The organism is Nocardioides sp. Root190 (assembly GCF_001428565.1).
Taxonomy (GTDB): Bacteria; Actinomycetota; Actinomycetes; order Propionibacteriales; family Nocardioidaceae; genus Nocardioides.
On record NZ_LMIA01000014.1, the window covers coordinates 90,673 to 105,452 of the forward strand.

The 14,780-nt window shown below is 71.1% G+C and carries 15 protein-coding genes; 3 read left to right on the forward strand and 12 right to left on the reverse strand.

Going from position 1 to position 14,780, the window contains the following annotated elements:
* Window positions 1-1,275: a DUF1501 domain-containing protein gene (locus ASE01_RS23170; RefSeq protein ID WP_056758527.1), complete on the forward strand. Its 1,275-nt coding sequence runs from the start codon at window positions 1-3 to the stop codon at window positions 1,273-1,275.
* An 11-nt stretch (window positions 1,276-1,286) separates the two neighbouring features.
* Here the strand turns inward: ASE01_RS23170 and ASE01_RS23175 are convergent, their stop codons facing one another.
* The 11 genes from ASE01_RS23175 to ASE01_RS23225 form a co-directional block, all read right to left on the reverse strand.
* Window positions 1,287-1,667, reverse strand: a complete 381-nt coding sequence (locus ASE01_RS23175; RefSeq protein ID WP_056758532.1) for a DUF1304 domain-containing protein — start codon at window positions 1,665-1,667, stop codon at window positions 1,287-1,289.
* A complete protein-coding gene (locus tag ASE01_RS23180; RefSeq protein WP_056758535.1) occupies window positions 1,664-2,506 on the reverse strand; it encodes an SDR family oxidoreductase in 843 nt (280 codons plus the stop codon). Before ASE01_RS23180 ends, ASE01_RS23175 begins: the two co-directional genes overlap by 4 nt.
* Window positions 2,507-2,518: 12 nt before the next feature.
* Entirely contained in the window at window positions 2,519-3,430 is a 912-nt protein-coding gene (locus tag ASE01_RS23185; protein WP_082606347.1) for an ABC transporter substrate-binding protein, read from the reverse strand.
* A gap of 2 nt (window positions 3,431-3,432) precedes the next feature.
* The gene (locus ASE01_RS23190) at window positions 3,433-4,140 is read right to left on the reverse strand and encodes an ABC transporter permease (RefSeq protein WP_056758538.1); all 708 of its coding nucleotides are present in this window, start codon (window positions 4,138-4,140) and stop codon (window positions 3,433-3,435) included.
* Window positions 4,137-4,790 (reverse strand): ABC transporter permease, encoded by a 654-nt coding sequence (locus tag ASE01_RS23195; protein WP_056758541.1) that lies wholly within the window; start codon window positions 4,788-4,790, stop codon window positions 4,137-4,139. Before ASE01_RS23195 ends, ASE01_RS23190 begins: the two co-directional genes overlap by 4 nt.
* Before the next feature lie 10 nt (window positions 4,791-4,800).
* Window positions 4,801-5,613, reverse strand: coding sequence for an ABC transporter ATP-binding protein (locus ASE01_RS23200; protein WP_056758544.1), 813 nt, complete (start codon window positions 5,611-5,613; stop codon window positions 4,801-4,803).
* A 185-nt stretch (window positions 5,614-5,798) separates the two neighbouring features.
* Window positions 5,799-6,197, reverse strand: a complete 399-nt coding sequence (locus tag ASE01_RS23205; RefSeq protein WP_235536181.1) for a nuclear transport factor 2 family protein — start codon at window positions 6,195-6,197, stop codon at window positions 5,799-5,801.
* Complete coding sequence (locus tag ASE01_RS23210; protein ID WP_056758547.1) at window positions 6,194-8,197, reverse strand: NADPH-dependent 2,4-dienoyl-CoA reductase; 2,004 nt, start codon at window positions 8,195-8,197, stop codon at window positions 6,194-6,196. Before ASE01_RS23210 ends, ASE01_RS23205 begins: the two co-directional genes overlap by 4 nt.
* Window positions 8,197-8,766 carry a PadR family transcriptional regulator gene (locus tag ASE01_RS23215; protein WP_056758551.1) on the reverse strand — a complete coding sequence of 190 codons (570 nt, stop codon included), beginning with the start codon at window positions 8,764-8,766 and terminating at the stop codon, window positions 8,197-8,199. Before ASE01_RS23215 ends, ASE01_RS23210 begins: the two co-directional genes overlap by 1 nt.
* Window positions 8,767-8,849: 83 nt before the next feature.
* Complete coding sequence (locus ASE01_RS23220) at window positions 8,850-9,722, reverse strand: SDR family oxidoreductase (protein WP_056758554.1); 873 nt, start codon at window positions 9,720-9,722, stop codon at window positions 8,850-8,852.
* A 21-nt stretch (window positions 9,723-9,743) separates the two neighbouring features.
* Window positions 9,744-10,472: a winged helix-turn-helix transcriptional regulator gene (locus tag ASE01_RS23225; RefSeq protein WP_056758556.1), complete on the reverse strand. Its 729-nt coding sequence runs from the start codon at window positions 10,470-10,472 to the stop codon at window positions 9,744-9,746.
* A 107-nt stretch (window positions 10,473-10,579) separates the two neighbouring features.
* Between ASE01_RS23225 and ASE01_RS23230 the strand changes: the two genes are divergently transcribed.
* Entirely contained in the window at window positions 10,580-11,722 is a 1,143-nt protein-coding gene (locus tag ASE01_RS23230) for an acyl-CoA dehydrogenase family protein (protein WP_056758558.1), read from the forward strand.
* A gap of 75 nt (window positions 11,723-11,797) precedes the next feature.
* Here ASE01_RS23230 and ASE01_RS23235 read toward each other — a convergent pair whose 3' ends face one another.
* Window positions 11,798-12,340, reverse strand: a complete 543-nt coding sequence (locus ASE01_RS23235; RefSeq protein WP_056758560.1) for a hypothetical protein — start codon at window positions 12,338-12,340, stop codon at window positions 11,798-11,800.
* A 259-nt stretch (window positions 12,341-12,599) separates the two neighbouring features.
* Between ASE01_RS23235 and ASE01_RS23240 the strand changes: the two genes are divergently transcribed.
* Entirely contained in the window at window positions 12,600-14,753 is a 2,154-nt protein-coding gene (locus tag ASE01_RS23240) for a DEAD/DEAH box helicase (protein WP_056758564.1), read from the forward strand.
* Window positions 14,754-14,780 lie beyond the last annotated feature (27 nt).

Sequence of the window (14,780 nt, forward strand, 5' to 3'; positions counted from 1 at the left end):
ATGGCCGAGAGCACTGACGACACCGACTGCGGCTGCCCGGAGTTCTCCGGCATGTCGCGGCGCGGCCTCTTCCGGGGTGCCCTGAGTGCCGGCCTGACCACGACGGCGCTCTTCGGCTCGACCTTCGTCGAGACGTCGTGGGCGCAGCCGCTCGCGACGGGCGCCCCGTCGGCCCCGTCCGTGCTGGTCGTGCTGTCGATGCGTGGCGCGGTCGACGGGATGAGCCTGGTCGTCCCGCACGGTGATCCTGCGTACTACGCCGCCCGACCGCGGATCGCGATCCCGGCCTCGCAGCTGCTCGCGAAGGACTCCTTCTTCGGACTCCACCCCCAGCTGGCGCCCCTGCTGCCGATGTGGAACGACGGCAGGATCGCCGCCGTCCACGCGGCAGGTCTGCCTGCGCCGAACCGTTCGCACTTCGCCGCGATGGAGGAGGTGGAGGACGCCGCCCCGGGTTCGCTCACGCGCACCGGCTGGCTCAACCGGCTGATCGGGCGCGACACCTTCACCAGCCCGCTGCAGGCCGTGCACCTCGGCGGATCACTCCCGCCGGCCTCGCTCAGCGGACCGCAGCCGACGGTCGCGCTCGAGACGATCGGGGACATGCGGCTCGCCGGCGTCGACAAGTGGGACGTCGGCGGCCGGCGGACCAGGTCGATGCAGACCACCTGGCGCAGCTTCGGTGGATCGTTGGGGGCGGGCGCACGCTCCGCGATGCAGGCGATCGACGACTTCACGCCGGTGAAGGCGACCTCGGCGACGCCGGCCAACGGGGCGTCGTACCCCTCGACCGACCTCGGCAAGGCATTGGCCGCAACGGCCCGGACCATCCGTGGTGACGTCGGCGCCGAGGTGATCACCGTCGACTCCGGCTCCTGGGACCACCACGTCGACCTCGGCACCCTGGCCTGGGGCCAGATGCAACGGATGGCCGAGGAGTTCGCCACGGCGCTCGCGGCCTTCTTCACCGACCTCGGTGGGCTCGGTGGCAAGGTGACGGTCGTGGCGTTCTCGGAGTTCGGTCGGCGTACCAAGGAGAACAACAACTACGGCCTCGACCACGGCTGGGGCAACGTGATGCTGCTCCTCGGCGCCGGCGTCAAGGGCGGGCACCACGGCCAGTGGCCCGGCCTGGTCAACGAGGCCAACGGGGACCTCTCCGTGACCACCGACTACCGCAGCGTGCTCGCGGAGGTCGTGGTGAAGCGGATGGGCGCGTCCTCGGCGGCCGTGTTCCCCGGCTTCACGCCGAGCACCGTCGGTGCGCTGCTCTAGGGAGACGCGCCCTAGAGACCGATCGCCAGCAGGACGACCGCGACGACCGGGAAGGCACCCTGCGTGATCGCGGCGCGGGCCTTGTCGGGCGAGGACAGCAGGAGCACGAGCGCGGCCGCCACCATCGAGCCTGCGCCAGCGAGGACCAACGTGGTCCCGACGGTGTCCTCGTCGGCCGCGAATGCGCCGAGACCGACGGCGATCGCGACGGCCAGGAAGAGGTTGTAGAAGCCCTGGTTGAAGGCGAGCTCCTTGGTCGCCTCGGCCTCCGCCTCGCTCGTGCCGAAGGTCGCCCGGGTCCTCGGGCTGGTCCAGGTCAACGACTCCATCACCCAGATGTAGACGTGGAGCAGGGCAGCGAGCCCCGCGAACACGAGCGCGACCGCGGTCATGGCTGCTCCTTCGAGTCGAGGTACGACGCCAGCCCGGTGGGGGCGCGTCCGGTGAGCCGCTGCACGTGGTCGGTCACGCCGGCCAGCTCACCGCGGGCGATCGCAGTGTAGGTGGAGACCCAGGCGTCGTACTGCCACTGAGGGGCGGGCCAGCGCAGCCGGGACGCGTAGGCCTCCTCGAGGGTCTCGTCGTGGTAGGTCACCGGTCGGCCGGTGTGGGCCGTCAGGATGGTCGCGACCTCGGCGAGCGAGACCGACTCGGGGCCGGTGAGGTCCCAGGTGGTCCCGGCATGGGCGCCGACATCGGTGAGCACGGCGACCGCGCTGCGGGCGATGTCGTCGCGGGTCACCGCAGCCACCCGGCCGTCGCCGGCGGGGCCGCGGATGACGCCGTCCTCGCCGACCAGGTCGGGCAGGAAGTCGAGGTAGAAGTTGTCGCGCAGGAACGTGAACGCCATGCCGCTGGAGCGCAGGTGTTCCTCGGTGGCCCAGTGGTCGCGGCCCAGCGTGAAGGCGCAGTCGACGGCGGCGCCGTAGAAGGAGGTGTAGACGACGTGGCCGACGCCCGCCTCGGCGGCGGCGTCGATGAAGGTGCGGTGCTGGTCGAGCCGGTCCGCGGCCTCGGCGCCCGAGACCATGAACAGCGTCGTGACGCCCTCGAGGGAGCGTCGGGCGAGTTCGCGGTCGGCGTACGACGTCGTGGCGAGGGTGGCGCCCTCCAGGTCGGGTGCCCGCGACGGGTCCCGGACCAGCAGGCGTTGCTCGAGTCCGCGCTCCGAGAGCGCCCGGGCGATGATCTGCCCGAGCGCTCCCGTGGAGCCGGTGATGCCGAGGGTCACGGAGGGTGACTCTCAGCCGAGGTCGTTCTCGGCGAGCCAGTCCTTGGCGATGGTCGCGGCCGGCAGCTTCTCGTCGACGCTGCGCTGGTTGAGCGCGATCAGGTCCTCGGGCGTCATCGCCGCACTGATCTCGTTGATGATCGCGGCGGCATCGTCGCTGACGTCGTCGCTCGCCACGGGGACCACGGCAGAGGCGAGGAACAGGCCCTTGGTGTCCTCGAGGGTGACCAGGTCGTTCTTCTTGATCGAGGGGTCCGCGGTGTAGATCAGGCCGACCTGGATGTCGCCGTCGTTGAGCGCCTTGACGGTCAGCGGGCCGCCGCTGTCCTCGATCGGCGTGAAGGTGACGTCGACGCCGTAGGTGTCCTTGAGGCCCTTCGGGCCGTTGGGCCGGGACTCCGCCTCGGAGTTGGCGCCGAACACCAGCGGATCGGTGACCTTGGCGAGGTCCTCGATCGTCGTGATGTCCCACTTGTCCGCGAACTCCTTGGTGATGACGTAGGAGTCCTGGTCCGTGGCGGGGGAGGCGTCGAGCAGGCGCAGGCCCTCGGGGAGCGCGTCACCGAGGGCGGCGTAGGCCTCCTCCGGCTTGGTGGCCGTCGCGTCCGGCTCCAGCGCGATGAGGAGCGGGCCGGTGTACTCCGGGAACAGGTCGATGTCGCCGGACTCGATGTCGGGCAGGTAGGCCTCGCGCTGGCCGATCCTGAACGTGCGCTCGACCTCGATGTCGTCGGCCTCGAGTGCCTGGGCGTAGATCTCGGCGATGATCTCGTTGGAGTAGTAGTCCTGAGAGCCGATCACGATGGTCTCGCCGTCGCCACCGCCGGAGGCCAGCGGGTCGGAGTCGCCGCACGCGGACAGCGCGAGGCTGCCGGCGGCAACCAGGGCGAGCACGGGGCCGAACCCCTTGCGGATGCGGGTCATGGTCAACCTTTCGAAGGCGCAGCCCCAGCGGGGCTGCGGGTCGGGGAGACGTCGCCACGGGGAGGGCGCCGGCTCGCACGCTGGAGAGAGCCCAGCGCGAGATCGAGGAGGAGTGCCAGCAGCGCGACGAGGATCGCGCCGGCCAGCATCTGGGGGTAGTCGCGGGTCTTGAGACCGGCGAACAGGTAGCGGCCGAGGCCGTTGTCGGAGATGTAGGCCACGAGTGTGGCCGTGGCGACGATCTGCAGTGTCGCCGCGCGCAGGCCCCCGAGGATGACGTCGGCGCCGAGGGGGATCTCGACCCGCGTCACCAGCTGCCACTCGCTCATCCCGATGGCGCGGGCGGCGTCGACGGCACCGCGGTCGGCCGCCTCGATACCGGCGTAGGCGCCGGCGAGCAGGGACGGGAAGCCGAGCGTGACGAGGGCGAGCAGGGGCGCCTCGATGCCGATGCCGAGCCAGAGGCCGAGCAGGGTGAGCAGGCCGAGGGTGGGTACGGCGCGGACGGCGCCGGCCAGTCCGACGACGAGCAGTCGGCCGCGTCCGGTGTGGCCGATCACGATGCCGAGCGGGAGCGCGAGGACCGCGGCGACGAGGACGGCGGCGAAGGTGATCCACAGGTGCTGCAGCAGACGCGCATCGATGCCGCCGGGACCACCCCAGTGGGAGCCGTCCCCGATCCAGGCGATGGCGTCGCCGAACAGGCTCATGTCGTCGCCCCTGCCTTCGTGCGCTGCTGCCACGGGGTGAGGACGGCGCCCAGTGCCACGATCAGGAGGTCGAGGGCCATGGCGAGCAGCATCGTGCCGACCACGCCGATGGCGACCTCCTCGCGGATGTTGCGCTGGAAGCCGTCGGTGAGCAGGCTGCCGAGGCTCGAGATCCCGACCAGTGCCCCGATGGTGACCAGGCTGACGGTGCTCACCGCGACCACGCGGATGCCGGACAGCAGCACGGGCAGCGAGAGCGGCAGGTCCACGCGCCAGAAGATCCCGGTGGGGGAGTGGCCCATCGCCTCGGCCGCTTCCCGCACCCGGATGTCGACGGACCGGAAGGCGTCGGCCGCCGTACCCGCGAGGAGGGCCGTGCCGTAGACGGAGAGGGCGATGACCAGGTTGGTCTCGCTGCGCAACGGCACGGACAGGATCACCGGGATCACGATGAGCAGGGGGAGTGCGGGCACGGAGTAGAGCAGGCTCGAGATGCCGAGCACCACGGAACCGACGCGGGGCCAGCGCCACGCGATCCGTCCCAGCACGATCGCGATCACCACGCTGATCAGGACCGCAGGGATGGCCAGTCGTGCGTGCCGTCCGAGCAGGTCCCAGACCAGATCCTGGTTGAGCTCGAACCAGGTCATCCGCGGCGCCTCATGACAGCACCCCGACCGGACGGTCGTCACCGTCGACGACGACCTGTCGACCGTCGAGGTCGACGGTGCGCAGGGTGCGTTCGGCGCGGTCCGCGCCGATGAAGTCGCGGACGAAGTCGTTGGCCGGCGCGGCCACGATCTCCTGCGGACTGCCGGACTGGGCGATGATCCCGCCGGTGCGGAGGATGATCACCTGGTCACCGAGCCGGAAGGCCTCGTCGATGTCGTGGGTCACCAGGACGATCGTCTTGCCGAGCTCGGACTGGAGTGCCAGGAGCTGGTCCTGGAGGTCGCGGCGCACGATGGGGTCCACCGCCCCGAAGGGCTCGTCCATCAGCAGGATGTTGGGATCGGCCGCGAGCGCGCGTGCCACGGCGACGCGTTGCTGCTGGCCGCCGGAGAGCTGACCCGGGTAGCGCTTCGCGAGCGAGGGGTCGAGACCGACCTTGGCGAGCAGCTCCAGGGCATCCGCGCGGGCCTGCGCCTTCGGCGTACCGCAGAGCACCGGCACGGTGGTCACGTTGTCGATCACCTTGCGGTGGGGCAGCAGGCCGCCCGCCTGCGGGACGTAGCCGATCGACCGGCGCAGGGCGACCTTGTCGAGGTCACGGACGTCGCTCCCGTCGATGAGCACGGTGCCCGTCGTCGGATCGATCATCCGGTTGACCATCCGCATCAGCGTCGTCTTGCCCGACCCGGACGTCCCGACCAGTGCGAGGGTGCGGTGCGACGGGACGGAGCAGGAGAACTCGGCAACCGCCTCCGTGCCGTCGGGATAGGTCTTGCTGACCCCACTGAACTCGATCCCCATGCCCGCCACCCTAGAGGGACGGACGGACAACTCGGGGGCACGAAGTGCGTGGTTTTCTCTACCGAAGTGTCACGTTGTCTCCTCCGAGGTGCGCCCTCTGCGTCGTACGACGAGGAGAAACCGGCGTACGTCGGGGGAGAAACCCTCGCACTTCGGGGGAGAAAACCGCGCACTTCGCGGGGGATTCAGGCCCCGGAAGCCTGTTCCACGATCCGGTCGAACCGGGCACCCATCGCATCGGCCAGGGCGTTGGCTGCCTTCAACGGGCGCACCATCACCATGAAGTCGGTGATCAGGCCGGCGTCGTCGATCACGAGGAAGTCGCAGCCGGTGATGTCGAGGCCGTTGACCTTCGCCTCGAAGACCAGTGCGTGGCCGTCGGCGTCGCCGAGCTCGCGGACGTAGCGGAAGTCCTCGAAGACCTCGACGACGTTCGCGAGGATCGCAGCCGTGATCGCCTTGCCCTCGTAGGGCTTGTGGGCCACGGGGCTGCGGAAGACGACGTCCTCGGCGAGCGACGCCTGCATGGCCGCCACGTCACCGGACTCGACGGCGGCGCGGAACCCTCCCGTCGTGGCGCTCACAGCGTTGCCGCCAGCTCGGTGCCCTGCTTGATGGCGCGCTTGGCGTCCAGCTCGGCGGCGACGTCGGCGCCGCCGATGAGGTGGACCGTCCCGGGGAAGGCCGAGGCGAGCAGCTCGTCGTACAGGCCGCGCACCGACTCCTGTCCCGCGCACACGACGACGTGGTCGACGTCGAGCACCTGGGCGCTGCCGTCGACGGTGATGTGCAGGCCGGCGTCGTCGACCTTGTCGTAGGAGACGCCGCTGATCTGGTGCACGCCGAGGTCCTTGACGGCCGCACGGTGCACCCAGCCGGACGTCTTGCCCAGACCCTTGCCCTGCGCGGACTCCTTGCGCTGGAGCAGCCACACCTCGCGCCTGGGGGTGCGGGGCAGCTTGTCGGTGATGCCTCCGCGTACGACGGCAGGGTCGGCCACGCCCCAGTGCGCCTTCCACTGCTCGAGGGTCTCCGGCTCGTGCGCCAGCAGCTCGCTGACGTCGAAGCCGATGCCGCCGGCACCCATCACGGCGACGCGGCCACCGACGGGGACCCGACCGGTGATCGCGTCGGGGTAGGACACGACCTTCGCGTGGTCGATGCCGGGGATCGAGGGCGTCCGCGGGGCGACGCCCGTGGCGACGACGACCTCGTCGAACCCGCTGAGCAGGTCGGGGGTGGCGCGGGTCGAGAGCTTCACGTTGACGCCCAGCACCTCCATCCGGCGGCGGTAGTAGCGCAGCGTCTCGGCGAACTCCTCCTTGCCGGGGATCTGCATGGCGAGGCGGAACTGGCCGCCCAGCTCGTCGCTCGCCTCGAACAGCGTCACGTCGTGGCCGCGCTCTGCGGAGCTGACGGCGGTGGCGAGCCCCGCCGGTCCGGCGCCCACGATCGCGACGCGCTTGGCGCGACGGGTCGGGGTGAGCACCAGCGTGGTCTCGTGGCAGGCGCGGGGGTTGACCAGGCAGGACGCGCGCTGCGCCTTGAACGTGTGGTCCAGGCAGGCCTGGTTGCAACCGATGCAGGTGTTGATCTCGTCGGCACGGCCGTCGCGGGCCTTCGCGACGAGGTCGGGGTCGGCGAGGAACGGGCGCGCCATCGAGACCAGGTCGATGCCCTGCTCGAGGATCGACTCGGCGAGGTCGGGGGTGTTGATCCGGTTGCTGGCGCACACCGGGATCGAGACGGCCTCCTTGAGTCGCAGGGTGCTGTCGACCCAGGCGCCGCGCGGGACGCTCGTGACGATCGTGGGCACTCGCGCCTCGTGCCAGCCGATGCCGGTGTTGAAGACGCTCGCGCCGGCCTCCTCCAGCTGGTGCGCGAGGTCGAGGGTCTCGGCCCAGGTCTGGCCGTCGGGGACCAGGTCCAGCAACGACATCCGGTACATCACGAAGAAGTCCGGCATCTCCTGGCGGATCCGGCGCACGATCTCGACCGGGAAGCGCATCCGCGCCTCGGCGGAGCCGCCCCACTTGTCGGTACGACGGTTGGTGCGCTCGGCGAGGAACTGGTTGATCAGGTAGCCCTCGGACCCCATCACCTCGATGCCGTCGTAGCCGGCCTTGCGGGCGAGCTTCGCGGAGGCGACGAAGTCGTCGACCGTCTTGTCCACGGCACGCGTCGACAGGGCCGAGGCCTTGAACGGGGTGATGGGGGACTTCGTCGCGCTGGCGGACACGCTGAAGGGCGTGTAGCCGTAGCGGCCTGCGTGCAGCAGCTGCAGCGCGATCTTGCCGCCGTGCTCGTGCACCGCTTCCGTGACGCGCTGGTGCCGGTGGGCGTTCATCCGGGTGGTCATCTGCGAGCCGAAGGGCAGCAGCCAGCCGCGCACGTTCGGCGCGTAGCCGCCGGTGACGATGAGGCCGACCCCACCGCGGGCGCGCTCGGCGAAGTAGGCCGCCATCTCGTCGACGTGCCAGGGCCGGTCCTCGAGGCCGGTGTGCATCGAGCCCATCACGGCACGGGACTGGAGCTCCAGGCCGCCGACGACCGCCTTCGAGGTGAGCAGGGGATAGCTGGTCATCAGGACTCCTTGCCAGAGGTGGCGATGTCGGTCGCAATTGAGGTGTGGGCGTCGATGTACTCGCTCAGCCAGCGGATCCAGAACTCCTCCATGAGGAGGCCGCCACGCAGCACGAGGTAGATGTCGAGGTCGGCGTCACGCAGCGCGCCGGGGTCCGGGAAGTCGCGGGTCGCGAGGAACTCGTAGAGCGAGAGCCGCTTGGTGTGCTCGTCGAGCTGGCGGCGCAGGTCCTCGAGCAGGGCCGCCCGGTCGCCGTACGACGCCCCGCGCATCCGCACGCTGACGCTGCTGCGCATCGCATCGGGTGTGCTCGGCTCACCGATCCAGCGGGTCAGCTCGGCGCGGCCGGCGTCGGTGACGTCGTAGACCTTCTTCGTGGGGCGGTCGGGCTGGGGAACGGTCTCGGCCGTGATCCATCCGTCGCTCTCCATCCGGCCCAGCACCCGGTAGATCTGCTGGTGCGTCGCGCTCCAGAAGAAGCCGATCGACGCGTCGAAGCGCCGGACCAGTTCCGATCCCGACGCGGCGCGCTCGCTGAGCGAGACGAGGATCGCGTGCTCGAGTGCCATGACAGCAGGATGCCTCAGCCGGGACCGCTATGCAACTAGTTGCGCAACTTGTTTCACGTCACGTGGCTGGGCGCCAGCAACCGTCAAGAAGTCCGGCTGGCGCGCCGCTGCGCCCCGAACTCCTTCATCCGGCCGACGTAGCGCCGCAGCTGGCGAGCCGGGACCGGTCGCGGCCAGTCGGCAGCCCGGAACCACGCGTCCGAGCCGCCGTCGACGAACACGACACTGCCGCACAGGAAGTCGGCCGCGTCGGACAGCATGAAGACCACCCAGGCGGCGAGCTGGTCGGCATCGCCGAAGCCCCCGATCGGGACCGGGAACGACCGGATCCGCTTCGCCTCGGCGGGGGTCGCCAGCTGCTGTTCGAGCAGGGGAGTCATGATCGCGCCGGGCGCGAGGGCGTTGAGCCGGATGCCCTCGCCGGCCCATCCGGGTGTCACGGCGTGGCCTCGGACCCACTGGCTGACCGCGATCTTGCTGGCGGCGTACGCGAACGTCGGCGCGGCCCTGCCGTAGACGCGCAGCACTCGCACGGCGCGTTCGACGTCGCCCTCGAGAAGGGCTCGCACGGCACGCTTCGGGACCAGTGGCACGGTGGTCGTGGAGTTGCTCGCGAACACGACGACCTTGGCCCGGTCGGCCCGGGCGAGCGCGGGGCGCCAGGCCTCGAGCAGGTCGGTGACGCCCAGGACGTTGACCTGGCCGATCAGTCGCGAGCGGTCCCGTCCCGGTGCCGGGCCCAGCCCCGCGGCGAGCACGGCGCCGTCGAGTACGCCGCCCGCTCGCTCCAGCACCGTCTTCGCCGCCGTACGACGGCCTGCTGGACTCGAGAGGTCGGCCACGACGTCTGCGTCCTTGATGTCCACGCCGATGACCGTGTGGCCGTCACGGACGAGGATGTCGACGACGGACCGGCCCATGCCGGACGCGGATCCGGTGACTGCGTAGGTGCCCACGACGCCACACTAGAACAGGTTCTAGTGTGGCGTCGCGATCTGCCCGTCCAGGACCGGCGGGGCAGCCCGGTCGGCGCGCTCGCGGGTGACGTCCGCCCACGGGCTCCAGAGGAACCAGCGCGGCAGCGAGTCGACCAACCGGGGCGGCCCGGCCACCTCGATCCGGTTGCCGTCGACGGCTTCGCGCCAGGTGCAGTACCCCTGGAACACGTCGGCGAGTGCGGGCGTCGAGGCGCTGACCTCCACGCTGCTCTCGAAGCCGGGGTGCTGGAGGCAGACCGACACCTCGCCGTGGTCCGCGACCAGCCAGATCGTCGTCGGGTCCGGCGCCGTGTGGCGGAACTCGATGACCGTGCGCCCCGGCGGCAGCGCCGAGGTGTCCACGCGACGGTGCATCCACCACATCAGCGTGGTCGGCGCGACGTCGTGCGGCCGCAGCTCGTCGAAGAGCCACTCGATCGCCCAGCGGCCGAGGCTGTCGATGACCCGCTCGAGGTCGCGGCCGGCGGCGGTGAGGTGGTACTCGCTGCCGCGGCCGGTCGGAGCCGGCCAGGTCTCGAGCACGCCGCGGCGTTCGAGGTGGCGCAGCCGCTGGACGAGCAGTGAGCGCGAGATGCCCGGCATGGCGCGGGCGATGTCGTTGAAGCGGGTGTTGCCCAGGACCATCTCCCTGATGATCAGGGGCGTCCAGCGATCGGCGACGACCTCGGCCGCCATGGACACAGGGCAGTAGTTGCCGTAGTCGGGCATGGCCCCATGGTGCTCCCGTCGGCGGCCGGCGGGTAGTCCCGAATCTGGACCAGCGGAGTCACTTTCGTGGACTGGTCGCGGGAGCGCCGCCGGCGGACGGTGGATCCATGACCACACTCACCCAGCCGACCGGGGCAACGGCCACCTCCACCCCGCTGGCACGAGCTGCCGAGCTCGGACCCCGCATCGCGGCTCACGCCTCCCGCCACGACCTCGACGGCAGCTTCGTCGCCGAGGCCTACGACGAGCTCCGTGCCTCCGGACTGCTCCGGGCCGCCGTCCCGGTGGAGCTCGGTGGCGACGGTGCGACCATCGCCGAGCTGACCGCGCTCCAGCGCGAGCTCGCCCACCACTGCGGCTCGACCGCCCTCGCCAGCGCGATGCACCAGCACGTCGTCGCCTTCACCGCCTGGCGGTACCGGCGCGGCCTGCCCGGGGCGGAGGCGACGCTGCGCCGGGTCGCCGAGGAACAGATCCTCCTGGTCTCGACCGGCGGCGGCGACTACACCCACCCCCACGGCGACGCCGTGCGCGTCGAGGGCGGCTACCGGGTCACCGGCCGCAAGCGCTTCGCCAGCCAGTCGTCACACGGCGCCGTGATGTCGACGATGTTCTGTCTGGACGACCCGGACCAGGGCCGACGGGTGCTGAACATGGCGATCCCGATCGCCACGTCCGGTGTCGCGGTCGCCGACAACTGGGACACGCTGGGCATGCGCGGCACGGCCAGCAACGACATCGACCTGGTCGACGTCTTCGTGCCGGAGGAGAAGGTCCTGGCGAACCGGCCGTGGGGCGTGCTCGACGCGCCACTGCAGGTGATCTCGAGCATCGCCTTCCCGATCGTCACGGGCGTCTACCTCGGCATCGCCGAGGCGGCGTACGCCGCCGCGGTGAGCGCTGCGGGTCGCCGCTCCGGTGACCCGTCGACCCAGCGCCAGATCGGGGTGATGCGGGGACGGCTGCAGGTTGCGGGTTGGGCCTTGGACGGCGCGCTGGCCGCGGTGGGCGAGGACCCCACGCCGTCGTACGACACCGTGCTCGCCGTGATGGCCGCCAAGGCCGAGGTCGCCCGCGCCGGCATCGAGGTCTGCGACCTGGCGATGGAGGTCGCCGGGGGACCGGCCTTCTTCCGTGGGTCGGTCATCGAGCGGGCCTACCGCGACATCCGTGCGGTCAAGTTCCACCCGTTCACCCCCGAGGACACGCTTCTCGCGCTGGGCCGCGACGCGCTCGGGGTCGAGGGCTGATCGCCCGGCGCGGATGTCATGCGATGTGGCGGCCAGAGCGACCACATCGCATGACATCCGCCGCGGCGCGCCAGCTCAGCGCCGCCCGAGCACCCCGGCGTCGTACGCCTTGAGCACCGACGCCTTGTCGCCGTCGGTCAGCTCGCCGTCCTCGACCGCCTGGTCCAGCCGCTCCTCGAGGTCGGTGCGCCGCTCCGTCCTCGCCGCCGACTGCAGGCCCTCCAGCGCGTCGCTGACCTTCGCCTCGTCGATGCCGAGCTCGTCGGCGAGTGCCTTCGCGAGCGCCGCGCTGCGCTCCTCGCGCTCGGCCTCGGTCGGAGGCGTGGGCCGCTCCCCGTCGGCGGGCTTCTTCGCCGCGTCGGGCTTCAGGTCCTCCCGTACGGCGTCCAGCGCGCTCTCGAGCTCGTCCTCGGAGACTCCGAGGGCCGTGGCCAGGGCGGCGATGTCGACGTGCGCCCCGCCGCGGCCGTGACCGCCCGGTCCGCGTCCCTCGTCGGCGCTGGCGCTCGCTCCCGATCCGGTGTCGTCGGCGGTGGCCGACAGGGTGACGGCCGTGGCGCCGCCCGCGACGGCTCCCGCGGCGAGCAGTGCGGCGGCGCGCATCCGGTACTTCGACATGTGTGTCTCCTCTCGTGGGTCCCACCACGTCGGGGGACTCCTCACGACAGTGGCGCCGACGACTGGGGGAGGACTGGCCCGCGACTGTCAGGAACCTGTGAATCGAGTCACGACGGAAGTGGTGCGCTATCGTGGGAGCACCACCGGTCGCCGTCCTTCGACGCCGCACCCGGTGATGATCACCAGTTCGGCGCCCTCCCGCAGCAGCGCGAGCCGTCGTCGATGACGTGCGGACCAGTCCGCAATTGGAAGGACACCTGTGGCTCGAGGAGGCCAGCGGGGCTCGACGCAACAGCGTCGGAACCCCCAGGCGGCGCGGGCGCGTCGCAACGAGGACGGCATCATCCCGCAGCTCGCGCGCGCCGTGCGTGAGGTCGAGGCGGCGGTCGCCCGCCGCTCGGCGATGCCGGAGGTCCGTGCGAAGTTCCAGGTCGTGGCACTGCTGGCGCGCGAGGAGCGGATCCGGGTCAAGTCCGACCCCGACCTCTCCGACGGCCGCCGCGGCGAGGAGCTCAAGCGCCTCGACGGGATCGCGACGATCCTGGCCCAGACCGCTGCCCGCGACAGCACCCTGTTCACCCTGCTCGACGAGAACGCCGAGATGTCGGACTCGGCCAAGGCGATGCGGCGCGAGCTGCTGAAGAAGGCCGGCGTCAACGAGCCCGAGCCGGAGCCCGAGGCGGAGGTCGTCGACGCCGGTGCCGCGGCCCTGCTGGAGAAGCGGGTCATGCCGCTGTCGGTGCAGGCGCGCCAGCTCGCCAATCCGTTCCTCGTCCCCGACTTCGCCCACGCCCGGGCCCGGGTCCGCCCGCGCCGGCTCGCCGGGTGGGAGCTGCTCGAGCCGCTCTTCCGTTCCTTCGAGCGGTCTACTCCGGACGCCCCCGCCTGCATGCCGCTGCCCGACGCCGACCAGCTCACCACGCTGACCGGCCGGCACGACCCGGCCGGCCGCGAGCTCATGCACCACCAGGCCCAGCTGATCGCGGCGGCCGCCTCGGGCCACCGCACCTTCCTGCTCGCCGACGAGCCGGGTCTGGGCAAGACCGCCCAGGCGCTGCTCGCCGCGGAGGCCTCGGGATCCTTCCCGCTGCTGGCCGTCGTCCCCAACGTCGTCAAGACGAACTGGGCCCGCGAGGTGGAGATCTGGACGCCGAACCGGCGCGCCACGGTCCTGCACGGCGACGGTGACGACGCCGACGGCTTCGCCGACGTGTTCGTCGTCAACTACGAGATCCTCGACCGCCACGTCGGCTGGCTCGGCAACCACGGCTTCCGCGGGATGATCGTCGACGAGGCGCACTACATCAAGAACAAGAGCTCGCAGCGTTCCCAGAACGTCCTCGAGCTGTCGGCGCGGATCCGGGCCCGGGTCGCGAACCCGTTGCTCATGGCGCTGACCGGCACCCCCCTGATCAACGACATCGAGGACTTCCGCGCGATCTGGCAGTTCCTGGGCTGGATCGACGACGTCGTGCCGCAGGGCGAGCTGATGGAAGCGCTCGAGGAGACCGGGCTGACCCCGGCCGACCTGTCGTTCTACCCCGCAGCCCGCCGGGCCGTGATCGACGAGGGCATCGTGCGCCGCCGCAAGATCGACGTCGCCTCCGACATCCCCGCCCGCCGCATCGCCGACATCCCGGTCGAGCTCGAGGGTGAGGCCGGACGCAGCATCCGCAAGGCCGAGAAGGAGCTCGCCCGCCGCATGATGGAGCGGTACGACGCCGCACTGTCCACCCGCCGCAGCGGCGCCGTGGTCGAGGGAATCGACCACCGTCTGGTCCGCCAGGTGGCCGGCTGGGAGCGCGAGGACAACTCGGCCAAGACCGGTGAGAACGTCTTCACGATGATGCGCCGCATCGGCCAGGCCAAGGCCGGGCTGGCCGCGGACTACACCGCCCAGCTCGCCCGCAACGTCGGCAAGGTGGTCTTCTTCGCCAAGCACATCGACGTGATGGACCAGGCCGAGCAGACCTTCAAGGAGCGCGGGATCAAGTACACCTCGATCCGCGGCGACCAGACCTCCACGGCCCGCCAGAAGGCGATCGATGCCTTCGTCAACGACCCCGACGTACAGATCGCGGTGTGCTCGCTGACCGCAGCCGGTGTCGGCCTGAACCTCCAGGTCGCCTCCAACCTGGTCCTCGCCGAGCTCTCCTGGACCGACGCGGAGCAGACACAGGCGATCGACCGGGTGCACCGGATCGGTCAGGCCGAGCCGGTCACCGCCTGGCGCGTGATCGCCACGCAGACCCTCGACACCCGCATCGCCGAGCTGATCGACAAGAAGGCCGGCCTCGCGGCGCGCGCCCTCGACGGTGCCGGCGACGACATCGAGGGTGGCTCGATCGACCTGCAGACCGAGGCGCTGGTCGCGTTGCTGACCGGTGCCCTGGAGGCCCGCGGAGACCGCTGATGTCACATCCGGACGACCTGTCTCGTC